Origin of the sequence: Acinetobacter sp. CIP 102529, assembly GCF_000368325.1 — a bacterium.
In the GTDB taxonomy this organism is placed as follows: domain Bacteria; phylum Pseudomonadota; class Gammaproteobacteria; order Pseudomonadales; family Moraxellaceae; genus Acinetobacter; species Acinetobacter parvus.
In genome coordinates, this window is sequence record NZ_KB849355.1 from 459677 (window position 1) to 472180 (window position 12504).

Annotated in this window: 12 protein-coding genes and 2 pseudogenes; 7 read left to right on the forward strand and 7 right to left on the reverse strand. The window is 41.3% G+C overall.

Going from position 1 to position 12504, the window contains the following annotated elements; all coding sequences use genetic code 11:
* The first annotated feature begins 27 nt into the window (after positions 1 to 27).
* Complete coding sequence (locus F972_RS07260) at positions 28 to 2655, forward strand: Lon protease family protein (protein ID WP_004769385.1); 2628 nt, start codon at positions 28 to 30, stop codon at positions 2653 to 2655.
* Positions 2656 to 2710: 55 nt separating this feature from the next.
* Here F972_RS07260 and F972_RS16575 read toward each other — a convergent pair.
* The 3 genes and pseudogenes from F972_RS16575 to surE form a co-directional block, all read right to left on the reverse strand.
* Positions 2711 to 3278, reverse strand: a pseudogene (locus F972_RS16575) (LysR family transcriptional regulator).
* Between the two features lie 129 nt (positions 3279 to 3407).
* On the reverse strand, positions 3408 to 4241 hold the full coding sequence (locus tag F972_RS07270; protein ID WP_004682176.1) for a peptidoglycan DD-metalloendopeptidase family protein: 834 nt from the start codon (positions 4239 to 4241) through the stop codon (positions 3408 to 3410).
* Between the two features lie 110 nt (positions 4242 to 4351).
* Positions 4352 to 5128: a 5'/3'-nucleotidase SurE gene (surE, locus tag F972_RS07275; RefSeq protein ID WP_004682178.1), complete on the reverse strand. Its 777-nt coding sequence runs from the start codon at positions 5126 to 5128 to the stop codon at positions 4352 to 4354.
* A gap of 103 nt (positions 5129 to 5231) precedes the next feature.
* On the opposite strand from surE, the gene F972_RS07280 reads away from it, so the two are divergent.
* The 6 genes from F972_RS07280 (at position 5232) to F972_RS07305 (ending at position 10246) form a co-directional block, all read left to right on the forward strand.
* Positions 5232 to 5603 carry an MCR_0457 family protein gene (locus F972_RS07280; RefSeq protein WP_004761204.1) on the forward strand — a complete coding sequence of 124 codons (372 nt, stop codon included), beginning with the start codon at positions 5232 to 5234 and terminating at the stop codon, positions 5601 to 5603.
* Between the two features lie 151 nt (positions 5604 to 5754).
* Positions 5755 to 6156 (forward strand): MCR_0457 family protein, encoded by a 402-nt coding sequence (locus F972_RS07285; protein ID WP_004682183.1) that lies wholly within the window; start codon positions 5755 to 5757, stop codon positions 6154 to 6156.
* Between the two features lie 114 nt (positions 6157 to 6270).
* Complete coding sequence (dacC, locus tag F972_RS07290) at positions 6271 to 7419, forward strand: D-alanyl-D-alanine carboxypeptidase PBP5/6 (RefSeq protein WP_004682185.1); 1149 nt, start codon at positions 6271 to 6273, stop codon at positions 7417 to 7419.
* A gap of 90 nt (positions 7420 to 7509) precedes the next feature.
* On the forward strand, positions 7510 to 8052 hold the full coding sequence (locus tag F972_RS07295) for a gamma carbonic anhydrase family protein (RefSeq protein WP_004682187.1): 543 nt from the start codon (positions 7510 to 7512) through the stop codon (positions 8050 to 8052).
* 314 nt (positions 8053 to 8366) lie between these two features.
* Positions 8367 to 9374, forward strand: coding sequence for a hypothetical protein (locus F972_RS07300; protein WP_004682188.1), 1008 nt, complete (start codon positions 8367 to 8369; stop codon positions 9372 to 9374).
* Positions 9368 to 10246 (forward strand): arginase family protein, encoded by an 879-nt coding sequence (locus tag F972_RS07305; RefSeq protein ID WP_004769389.1) that lies wholly within the window; start codon positions 9368 to 9370, stop codon positions 10244 to 10246. The genes F972_RS07300 and F972_RS07305 overlap by 7 nt, the downstream gene beginning before the upstream one ends.
* Positions 10247 to 10344: 98 nt before the next feature.
* Here the strand turns inward: F972_RS07305 and F972_RS07310 are convergent, their stop codons facing one another.
* From F972_RS07310 to F972_RS16255, 4 genes and pseudogenes are all read right to left on the reverse strand, one after another.
* Positions 10345 to 10701: a roadblock/LC7 domain-containing protein gene (locus F972_RS07310; RefSeq protein WP_004757958.1), complete on the reverse strand. Its 357-nt coding sequence runs from the start codon at positions 10699 to 10701 to the stop codon at positions 10345 to 10347.
* 43 nt (positions 10702 to 10744) lie between these two features.
* Positions 10745 to 11737, reverse strand: coding sequence for a hypothetical protein (locus tag F972_RS07315; RefSeq protein ID WP_228127551.1), 993 nt, complete (start codon positions 11735 to 11737; stop codon positions 10745 to 10747).
* 73 nt (positions 11738 to 11810) lie between these two features.
* Positions 11811 to 12218 carry a roadblock/LC7 domain-containing protein gene (locus tag F972_RS07320; protein WP_004682195.1) on the reverse strand — a complete coding sequence of 136 codons (408 nt, stop codon included), beginning with the start codon at positions 12216 to 12218 and terminating at the stop codon, positions 11811 to 11813.
* A gap of 8 nt (positions 12219 to 12226) precedes the next feature.
* Positions 12227 to 12373, reverse strand: a pseudogene (locus tag F972_RS16255) (GTP-binding protein); the annotation flags it as partial.
* Positions 12374 to 12504 lie beyond the last annotated feature (131 nt).

Genomic DNA, 12504 nt, shown 5'->3' on the forward strand with positions numbered 1-12504 from the left:
CTTTCGTTTCTTTGTTGGATAGCAATAGTGACCCAAAAACTCGATCAAATGACCGCAACAACTTTATCCTCGACACCAACAAACACGATTACAGCAAAAATCAATTCATTTCCAAGTGCTTTTGAACAGACGGACATCCAGGCAACTCTACTTAAAACCGCATTACATGCACACCAACTGACGCATACGCCAGATTTGGCTGAAATTCCAAGTTCAACCAAACGCATTAAACCACTGAATAATTTTTTAGGACAGGACCGCGCCCGTGCCTCAGTCGAGGCAGGGATTTCTTTACCCTATTCAGGCTATAACATTTTTGCCGTGGGTACGGCTGGTCTTGGTAAACGAACCATGATCAAGCGTTTGCTCCAACAGCACGCCAAAACCATGGCTACCCCTGATGACTGGGTCTATGTCAATAATTTCAAGAACCCAAGACAACCGATTGCTCTGCGCTTCCCAGCGGGACAAGGCAGCAAATTTCAAAATGCATTGCAGCAGGCATGGCAAATTATCTTAAAGCAGCTGGAACGCCGTTTTAGTGCGGAAACCTATCACAATCGTATTGAACGTATCCGTCAGGATACGGGTGATGTACAGCAACAGGCATTAGTTGAACTGACCAAAGAGGGTGAGGAACTCGATTTAAAATTGATTTCCCGTAATGACAAGCATGTCTTTATTCCAATGCAGTTGAAAGACAATGAATATCATGAACTCACCCAAAATGACCTGAACGCATTAACTAGCAAGGAACGTGCTGAAATCAACTCCAATATGCGTTATATGGAGAAAAAACTTGAACGTCTGGGTTTACATCTGGGCGATCTGGAAGATGATGCGCGGGATCAGGTGTCCAGCTTAAACCGTGATATTGCTACCCAGGTGGTGATGCCTCGTATTGAACTGATTTTAAATAAGAACAAAGAGGTTAAAGGTCTCGATATCTATTTAAAGCAGTACGCCGAAGACATTATTGACAACGTTGAGTTGATTTTAGAGCAAGAGGAAGATGACTTTACTCCTGCACTGTTCAACCGCGTACCCTCTCGTTATCAGGCCAATGTGATTATTGCCAATAAACCAAATAGTGGCGCACCCGTTATTTTTGAAGATTTCCCAACACACTACAATTTATTGGGTCATGTGGAGCAACTGACTCACAATGGTACGATCACCACTGATTTCACCCTGATTCGTTCTGGTTCACTGCATCGGGCCAATGGTGGCTTTTTGATGCTGGAAGCGGAACAATTGCTGGAGCAACCTTATGCATGGCAAGGCCTGAAACGTGCCTTAAAATCTGGACAACTCAAGCTTTCTTCACTGGAACATATGCTCACCCTCACAGGCAGTATCTCCATTGAACCCGCTTCCGTTCCACTTGATATTAAAGTGGTTTTACTGGCCGAACCTGAAATTTATTATGAAATTCTGGAAGTGGAACCTGAGCTTGGCAGTGTCTTTAAAATCCGTGCCGACTTTACCGATACATTACAACGTAATGACAGTAACGAACAGGCTTATATGCAGTTAATTGCCGACTATGTTCAGGCAGATAAATTACTTCCGTTTGACCGTTCTGCACTAGCCGCATTGCTTACTGATTCCAGCCGTCAGGCTGAGGATCAAAGCTCTTTATCATTACATGCCTCAACCCTTGGTGACCTGATCCGCGAAGCGCATCACCATGCCTTTAAAGCGGATGACAAGATTGTCACCGACCAGCATGTCAACCAGGCCCTGCACCATCGCCAATATCGCTTAGGCTATTTACGTGAGCTCTACTGGCAAGACCTGTCTCGCGGTACGCAGTTGATTGAAACTTCTGGGCATCGTCTTGGTCAAATCAATGCCCTCTCAGTGATTCATTATGCTGATGTCGAATTTGGATTACCGTCGCGTCTAACAGCTTCTGTATATCAAGGCGGCGGTGATATTTTAGATATTGAACGCAGTGTGGAGCTAGGTGGCTCATTGCATGCCAAAGGTGTATTGCTCATGTCGAGCTTCTTAAAAGCACACTTTGGCCGTGAACAAATCCTGCACTTCTCTGCCGCCTTGGCGTTTGAGCAAAGCTATGGGCAAGTGGATGGTGATAGTGCCACTGTTGCAGAACTTTCTGCGTTAATTTCTGCCATTTGTCAAATTCCAATTGACCAATCATGGGCTATTACAGGCTCGATGAACCAGTTGGGTCAGGTACAGCCAATTGGTGGAGTGAATGCCAAAATTGAGGGCTTCTTCGATGCCTGTAAGTTGCAAGGCTTTACAGGCAAACAAGGGGTGATTATTCCACGCCAGAACATGCAGCACCTGATGCTCCGTCAGGATGTGATTGAAGCGGTACAAACTGGTCAGTTCCATGTCCATGCGATTGACACCATTGATCAGGCGCTGGAAATTCTGATGGCCCGTCCAGTTGGCACCCTCGATAAAAAAGGTCGATACAGCAAAAACTCCATTTATGCTGCAGTGATGGAACAGTTGGAATATTGGCAAGCCATTGAGGATGGTGAAGCCGTTGAAACGGAACAGCCCAAGAAAAAGAAAAAACGTAAGAAAAGCAAAAAGGATGAAATGGAAGCCAAAGCCGCGGATGAAACTGTAGTCGAAGTTGAAACTCTCAATACCTTAGCTAAAAAACGTAAATAATCCATAAAAAAAGCCATGCTCTCTCAAGCATGGCTTTTTGGTTTTATTGATCAGTTCAAGCAACGCCCTGCAAAGAGCGACCACCAGGTAACTGCACAAAGTATTGTTTCAATGCATCAATACAGCGCTGTACTTTCATTGGATACTGTTCACGCTTGGAGGTTAAGGCATGCAAGGTATAGGCAGGCATGTGCCAGTCAGGCAACACCTCAACCAGTGTGCCATTAATCAGCTCTTTCTGGATGTCCATGTATAAAATACGTGCCAGCCCAAGACATCCAGTGTGACAAGGCTGGAATGACATGCAGCGCACCCAGCTCAGGCGTGGTTGCAATACGCAAATCTCCCACCAGATCATCACGCAATTCGTTAATACGGATTTTGCCACGTTCTGCTGCTGCCAGCATTTCCTGACAGCTTAAAAAGAATGCCTGACCCGCCTCGGTGAGGCTGAGTTTTCGGGTTGAACGATGAAGTAAGGTGACATCCATTTCTTGTTCTAAAGATCGGATTTGTTGACTGACCGCACTGGTTGTGATGCCCAGTTCTCTCGCTGCACCGCTAAAAGAATTTTTTTCTACAACGCAAGCAAAGACCCCCATTGCACGCAATTGATCTAACATAGACTTCCCTCGTAATTTATTAATATGCTTATTGTTCTAATAAAAGCAAAGGAGCTTATTATACAGAGAAGTCTACTTGTAAACTAGAGATTATTAACAATTTGTTGAAAATGTGTTAAAGGGGATAGATTAATTCGGTAAAACAGTCGCTGGATTCACAGGTTTACCATCCAGACGAACCTGAAACTCCAGCATCACACGGTTAGCACCAGAAGAGCCCATCTCCGCGATTTTTTGTCCTGCCGTGACATTGTCCCCACTCTTCACCAGCATCTTGCTGTTATGGGCGTATGCTGTGATGTAACCGTCAATATGCTTGATCAGCACCAAGTTTCCATATTCTTTCAGACCATCCGCAGCATAAACCACCTGACCATTTGCAGCGGCAAATACAGGATCTCCCTCATTTCCACCATAGCGAATGCCTTTCACATTACCTGTGAGATTGAAACCCTGAATGACCGCACCATTTGATGGTTTTACCCAACGCAGGCTGGATGCCAGAGTTGAAGAAGATGGGTTTAGGGGAGCCACTGGAACAACAGGCTGAGTTCTAGGAACCACAGGTTGCGGTTTTGGAACCACTGGCTGCTGCGCTGGCAAATTAATGCTCTGACGCTGGATTGGAGCCGCCTGGGTAAACACCTGGGTTGAGGTGGTACGTTGCGCTACAGAGCCCTTTAAGCGTAGAGACTGGTTGACATAGATGCGGTACGGCGCCGCAATGTCATTCAATGCGGCAATATCCAGATAATTCAGGCCATAACGATTTGCGATTCCACTCAAGGTGTCGCCTGAACGCACTGTATAGTAATTTGGTGCCTGCACATTGCGAACGCCACCATTCACCTGCGGTTTAGATGCACAACCAGTAACCAGCGCTGTGAGTGTTACCACCGTAGACAGCACGATTGTTTTCATCATTTTTTGTGATAGAAAAATCGAAACATGATTTAAGTGCATCTTCGCCCTCATCGAAAAAACCTTAACTTATTTGCGCCTAAGAGTACCAAAAAAGTGAGAAAAAACGAGTTCTCACTTTCCATATTCACAAAGTTATAACATTTAGGTGCTTATTCAGGTCCATTCACATAGCTATGTAGATTGTCCAGTACCGCATAATTGGTCGCATCCATCTGAATTGGGGTGATGCTGACATAGCCATTCGACACCGCAAAAAAATCAGACTGGATATGGCTGGAAGCCGACTGTGGATCAGTCACCGCCTCTCCAGCAAGCCCAATCCAGTACACCTGACGACCACGCGGATCAACATGGCTGCTGATTGGCTTGGACTGCGCACGGCGTCCCTGATAAGTCACCTGTGCCCCCTTGATCTGCTCAACATCGGGAATGTTAATATTAAAGATATGACGCGGTGGCAACACAGGCAGCCCTTTGGCAATGAAGTCATGTACCCATTGTGCCGCTTGCGCATAATGCTGCGGATGTTCATAGCAACGTACATTTGCACCCGCCAAAGACACGGCAATTGCTGGATGTTTCATCAATCTTCCCTCAAATGCAGCCCCAACCGTACCTGAATATAGAACATCATCGCCCAGATTGGCGCCACTGTTGATTCCACTCACCACAAGGTCAAACTCGAAATCAAACAGGCCATTCATGGATAAGTATACACAGTCCGCAGGTGTGCCATTGACAGCCCAGACATCTTCAGAAATGGGGATGGGACGTAAGGGCCGATCCAGGGTTAAGGCGCTTGAATAACCACTACGCTCACTTTCAGGGGCAACCACCACCACCCGCCCCAAAGGTTTTAACGCCTGCGCCAAGGCTTGCAGTCCAGGTGCAAACACACCATCATCATTTGCGATTAAGATATTCACTAAGGTTCTGTCTCTTCAAAAATTACTGTGCAGTTTTTTCAATTGAAATTTTCATTGAATTATATATATTTATATCTTCATAGTATGAGAAATTTATGCAGCCATGAGACATTTATCCAGTTTTGTTCGAGTTTTAGCGGTTAGTTTCACATTTCTTGTGGCACCAGCAGTTTTTGCTGACGCAGCTTCAGTAAAAGAAGCGGATGCATTGATTAAGGATGATATTGCCAATGCACAAGTGCTGATTGAGATGTGTCCTAACCTGATCGGTAAGAATGCAAAATTTGACCAGAATATCAAAAAAATGGTGGATTCTTATTTGGGTAGTTACTCAGACAAGTCTGCTTCGCTTGAAAACCTGCAAAAAGATGCTGAATTCAACACTTTACTAAAAGATGCCCGTCAAGCTGCCACAGAGGTTGATAAGGCTGAACAGAAAGCGGTATGTGAAGAGGTATTGAATTTTGAGGGCTAAACAGGCCATTCAGACCTTAAAATGGTTTTAGATATTGATATTTAAAACCACAGTTTCTCCATATTCCCTACAGCAAACATACAAATTTTTATCTGTTTTTATGCTATAAATTTTTCAAATTCTTTAAGTCTTGTTTTGAGTTTGATTTCTTATGAAGAAAAATGTTGTAAAAACACTAGGTTTATCATTCCTCATCGCTGCCAGCACTTTTGTTCCTACCGCATTCGCAGCAGACAAACAGCCTGAAACTGAAAAGATTGAAGTCACCCCAATGTCTGATGAAGTGTCTCCACAGGAACTTGCGGTCATTTATGTATTGTCTGAAACCTGCCCAACCCTAATTGGCAAGGATTTAAAGTTCAACAAGGCCTACGATACACTGGTCAAGTCCTATTTATCCAATGAAAAAAATGCGGTTGAGATTCTCAGCAAACGCATGCAAACCAAGGAATATAAGCAACCCTTGAAAGAAGCCCGTGAGATTGCCAAGGCAGCCTCGGACGAAGATAACCGTCAAATCTGTAATGATGTCCGTAATTATTATTCCAAGTAACCGATTTGCTACAATAGCATGATAAAAAGCCGACTTCGCCCATAGCAGTCGGCTTTGCTTTGTCCTAAAATGCTAGGCTCTTCTGCTTCATACAAGATATTGGAACCACCTAGAATGACTCAAAAAAGCGCTCTTGCTGCATTACTACTTTTGCCAAGCTTTTCATATGCAGCAACTGTCCTATCTGCTCCACCAGAATTAAATAATAAATCCTATGTGCTCATGGATTATGAGACAGGACAGATTCTCGCTGCCAAAAATGAAAATGAAAAACTTGCACCCGCTTCCATGACAAAAATGATGACAAGCTACATCATAGAGCAGAAACTTTTAAAGGGTGAATTGACTGAAGATGAACAGGTGCGGATGAATGAATCTGCATGGTGCCGTGGTAGCAGCACTGAATCCTGTATGTATGTTCCATTAAATGGCACAGCAACCGTATTAGAGATGTTGCGTGGTATTATTATCCAGTCAGGAAATGATGCCTCTAAAGCGATGGCTGAACACATTGCAGGCAATGAAGGTACATTTGCCCATATGATGAACCAAGAAGCAAAACGTGTTGGTATGGTGAATACACATTTCATCAATTCAACAGGTATGCCTGCTGAAGGTCATTATTCAACAGCTAAAGATATGGCTGTTCTTGCTCAGCACATTATCAAAGATAGCTCTAAATACTACCCAATCTATTCTGAAAAAGAATTTACCTTTAATGGCATCAAGCAAGGCAACCGTAATGCCCTGCTTTACACTGACCCAAGCGTTGATGGCCTCAAGACAGGACATACCGAAGAAGCGGGTTACTGCCTCACTACCTCAAGCAAACGTGGTCCAATGCGCTTGATTTCCGTGATCTTTGGTACTCCAAGCATGAATGAGCGTGCCAGCCAGACACGTACCCTTTTAGCGTGGGGTTTTGCAAACTTTGAAACGGCTAATGTACAACCAGCCAATCAGGTGCTTGCCAAAGCCAAGGTCTGGTTTGGTAAGGAAGATGATGTTCAGATTGGTTTAGCTGAAAACTTCAACGTAACCATGCCGAAAGGTCAAGCAGATAAAATCAAAACTCAAATCGTCGTTCAACCAAAACTGAATGCACCTTTGGCTAAAGGTCAAGTTGTAGGTAAATTAGTTGCGAGTCTTGATGGAAAAGTGATTGCTGAAAAACCACTAGTTGCATTAAAACCTGTTGAAGAAGCAGGCTTTTTTGCTCGTATGATCGACCATATCAAGATGTTCTTTAGCAACTTGTTCTAATTTTAGAATTGCCAAATCAGGCACCCACACACTTTAGTCTGGGTGCCTTTTTATTTTATAATTCATGCAAATTATTTATTGTATTTTCTCATGGCTAAAAACATTCGCCCTTATTTAGATCATTACCCTGATATTGATACGAGTTGTTATATTGATGAAATGTCTGTGGTCATTGGTGATGTAAAACTGGCAGAGAATGTTTCAGTATGGCCTTTTGCCGTGATTCGTGGTGATGTCAACTCAATTCAGATTGGCAAAAATAGTAACGTGCAAGATCATTGTATGTTGCATGTCAGTCATAAAAATCAATCTAAACCAAATGGCTCTCCACTTGTAATTGGCGAAGATGTGACGGTTGGGCATCATGTAACCCTACATGGTTGTACGATTGGCAACCGTGTTCTAGTGGGTATTAAAACCGTGATTCTGGATGATGTGGTTATTGAAGATGATGTGATGATCGGTGCAGGCAGTCTTGTTCCACCACGTAAACGTCTGGAAAGCGGTTATCTTTATGTCGGCAGTCCTGTTCAAAAAGTCCGTCCACTCACTGAAAAAGAACTGGAGTTTTTGCCCTACTCAGCACGTCATTATGTGAAAGTGAAAGATAATTATAAAAATGGTAGAGTTTAGCTTCACTATTTTTCCTATTCATATCATACATATAAATTAAATAAAAATGAAGTTATTTAAAGCTTCATAAACAAGACCAGACCTTGAAAATGATAAGCAATAAACCTCTTGCAAAAATCATTTTTTAATCAATTCCATGTTGTAAATAGCAGCAATCGAGTGTGTAAATAATTCTGTGTAAATACAGTTTTATTTACAGTCTCCAAATTTAACCTGACAGGCACAATAAAAAATGGGTAACTGTCCGATCAGGTTTGAGCTAGTACATCTTACTAAAAATTCAAAAAAGCAGTACACTTACACAATTAAAACAAATGATTCAAGAGCAAATATTCGTGTCCACGTTAAATGACCATGAAATTATTCAAATATTTAGAAATCACGTCTATCCACTGTCAAATAAATTGACAGAAATGCTAAATGAGCATTATACGCATCAAACTGAACGTCGTGGTTGTGGTTATACGCAAGCAACACGGGTGTTGGGGGAATATATTAATATCCCGCGTGATGCGCAGGAGTTAAATGATCTAAATCTTTTTAACCAGTTCGATACTAAAAGTTTAAAGCAATTACTTGAGCAGCAATCCATCCAGCCAATTCATATCACTGATTGGCACAACCTTGATCAAAACCTAGAGATCGTTACATTTTTAGCGGAACACTGCCACGAATCCTTTGCTGAACAATTAGAACAAGCTGTCAGTTTTCAAAAAAATTTACGTCATATTGCACAGCATGCTCAACTTGAAGAAAGCCAAGTGCTGAGTCAGCTGATTGCAGATGTGATTTTACCCCACAATTGTCATGATACGATGCTGACTCAGCTACACACATTGCAAGAAAAACCTAAAGTTGGCTCTTGCCCAATGGCTGAAAATTTTTTCTTAAAAATTGCACACGGTAAAATTCTTAGACAAGGTCGAATCAATATTATTGTAGATGAACAAAACACACCCTTATTATTAGAAAAAATTAATATGGGAGATGATCATTCCTGCATCAGTCTACAGCCCTTACTAATGAATGGCGTGCGTATTCCTGCTGGCGCACTATTTTCAATACATTATGATGCAGACACAATTTCCACATTCCCAGCCTGTCCAGATTTTAAAGGACATATCATTCCTTATACTGCTATTCAAGGCTTTTGGTTCTTAAGACTGACCACCTTGGCAATTTCTCCTGAAAATCGTGCACGTGCTTTTAGCACCCACTATGCACAACAGGTTGCCAATGGTTTATATAGCCCTGGCAGCACGCAATTGCAGCAATTAGTTGATTTGGCACAGCGACAAATAAGTGAATTAAAGTCATGTTAAATATTTGCTATTCACCTGAATATTTTGCCCATACTCACACCAATAGTATGGAAAAACTCAGTGCCGTTGCAGATGATTTACATGATTGCAATTTTATAAGGCTGCATGAACCACAACCGATTGATATTCAGATTCTAAAACAGCTGCATGACCCAACCTATGTAGATGCTTTTATGACAGGCACACCTGAAAAACTAGCCACCTTTCAGGGATTCAAACCATGGAATACACAACTACGTGACGCTGTTTTACGAATCAATGCAGGTCAAATTTTAGCTGCTGAATTGGCGTGGGAACATCAAATCTCAGCTAATCTTGCCCAAGGTTTTCACCATGCTGTTTATGAGTTTGGCAATTCCTTCTGTACCTTTAATGGCCTCGCCTTGATTGCCCAACAATTTCCAGATAAGCGCATTTTTGTACTAGACTGTGATCAACACGGTGGCAACGGTACTGCCGAATTTACACGGCGCCTTGATAATTTATTTAATTTCAGTATTTATGGTCTGGCTTTTGGCTGTCCAAGCTATCCACGTGCTGAAACGCGACATATCCATAAAGATAAAGGGACTTTTGCGCAATATATCATTGCCATACATGAAGCCTTTCAAGCTGCAATAGATTGGAAAGCAGATTTAATTATTTATCAGGCAGGGATGGATTGTCACCAAGATGACCCATGCGGTACAAGTTGGTTTAAAACAGAATATATTCAGCACCGCGAGCGTATGGTATTTTCATTAGCAAAAAAACACGGTATTCCTTTAATGTTTGTACTTGCTGGGGGTTATCAGGCACTTGAACCTTTAGTACAGCTGCATGTGGAAACCATAAAAATAGCGCATCAAGTTTACTATACAAATTCCATGTAACTCATAATTTTAAAAATTAGCATCAAAAAATACCAGCAAAAATGCTGGTATTTTTTTGACTCAAACCACTTTTCAAATTGAATAAGTAGTACTAGCAATTAAGTAAAATCTAATTCTTTTTCAAATGCTTTTAATTCATAACGAGCCATTGCAAGGTTAGACTTAGAACGGTCTAAAACCAAATACAAGAATAGGTTTTCGTTACTGTCCAATGGACGGATTAAGTGATATTGCTTACCTAAAGTAATTAGAATATCTTCAATGCTATCGTTAAGTTGTAAAGCTTTAGCCACTTTACGCTTAGCACGAACAACTTCAGTGTTACCTGCAGCAGCAAGTTCTAAATCTATGCCGCTACCTTGAGTAGCTAAAGCCAAACCACTTTCGCTGTCAACTAAAGATGCTGCAACGAATCCATCAATGCTCGTTAAAGTATCTAAACTAATACGCGCCATTTCTCATACCTCAAGTTAAGGGGTTTCCCCATTAGAATTTAATTTATAACCCTAGTTTTTTCCGCAGTTTCCCAAAGAAACTACGTAATTTATTCACTTGACCAGAATTATCTTGCTTCTGTTCAATACTGAATTTCGCTTGATCTGCATCAATCAACTCACCTAGTCTTAAGGTTTGAGCCATTGCTACAAATTTTTTAATTCGTTCTGAAGACAAACCTAAATATTGTTCTACATCTTGCACTTTTGCACCTAAGGCAAAACAAGCTGCGATCTTTAAGTTATCTTTACGATCTAAACTTTTTTCAAATTGTGGCCAAATATTCAATTTAAAAACATGGTCAGCATCTACCTCTGGCAAATCTAAATCACCTGAATGCGAGATAGCTTGCCATAACCAAGCTCTTAAATCGTAAGGTGTTTTATCCTTAATCATGTCTTGCACAAAAGAATTTTTTGCATAGGTTTGATTAATGCTGTTTCTCAAACCATACAGCACCTGATCATCTGCAAACCAAACGCGTTCTGTGCGGGTATCAATCAGCGCTAAAAAACCCGTGTGGTCATACAATTGAATATAGCCATTTCGTGGTGTGAAAATTTCATTAAACACTACCTGATTTTCTACCTTTGTGTGCGAGTATTCCGCCACAGAATATTGTGGTGTATTTACGACTGTACGACTTTCAAAACTATGGCTCGGACGGCTTGCGTAACTAAAATAACGCTGTTGTAACCACTCTACGAGTTGATTCATACAAGTGAATGGGTAAAAAAGTTTATCGCCAATAATACTACCCGCTTGGTTTACATCTTTGACCAAATGCAAATATGACTTTTGCTGCTGAACCACACGCTGAATGTTCGGTGAATCAAAAAACATATCATTCACGAGTAATAGATCAATCTCATTACTTGAGATATTCACCCATTGCACATTTACGTCTGTTGGTACTGAAAGCAATAATTGGTTTTTCATTTGGTCTAGCGTTTCTAAATTTAAACCAAAAATTGCCACATTTAATGCATTTTTCATCACGATTAAACCCATCTAAATTCTTGAACAAGAAGATGAAAAGCACCCTATTATTTGTACAATTCGCCTATGATTAAGCTTGAGCCAATGTTTCTGCTGTTTTCTTAATGGCATAGAGCAACTGACCAATGAGCACATCTTTAGATGCCACAGCAACTAACACCATTGGATGTTGTGGATGCTCAACCGCAGTGAGAATCACCTTGCCGTTGTCTGCATCTAAAGTAATGGTTTTACATCCAGCCAAATGAATTTCTGAAATAAATGCAGAAACCATTGCTAAGATAGAACTACTCACTGCAGCAATCTTACCGCTGTTACCCAGATTTTTTTTACTGGCCAATGCAAGTTCAAAACCATCGGATGAGCACAGCATAACAAAGTCCACACCACTCACCATGTTTAATAATTCATGGGTTTGTTTAAATGCTTGATCTGTCAGTTCTTGTGGAATTTGGCGCTGATTATTTAACGCGAGCATAAATCACCTTATTCAATTTCTGTTGTCACAGATTGCACTTCTAATGAAGCAATCAGCGCTTCAATGATCAATAAAACATCATCTTTTTGTCTAGCATCTACAGCAAATAATGGAAAGTGTCGATTATTCACTGTCATCCAGTCATAATAAATTTTTCTCTGTACACGACAAATTTCACAGAACCCTTATCCTATCAGGATTCTGCTTTCTTAAAATTGCCAAAATTTCCTTAAACTCTTCTTTTTTCCCAAAACCAATTAAATGCTGAATCGCCATTTGAACATAG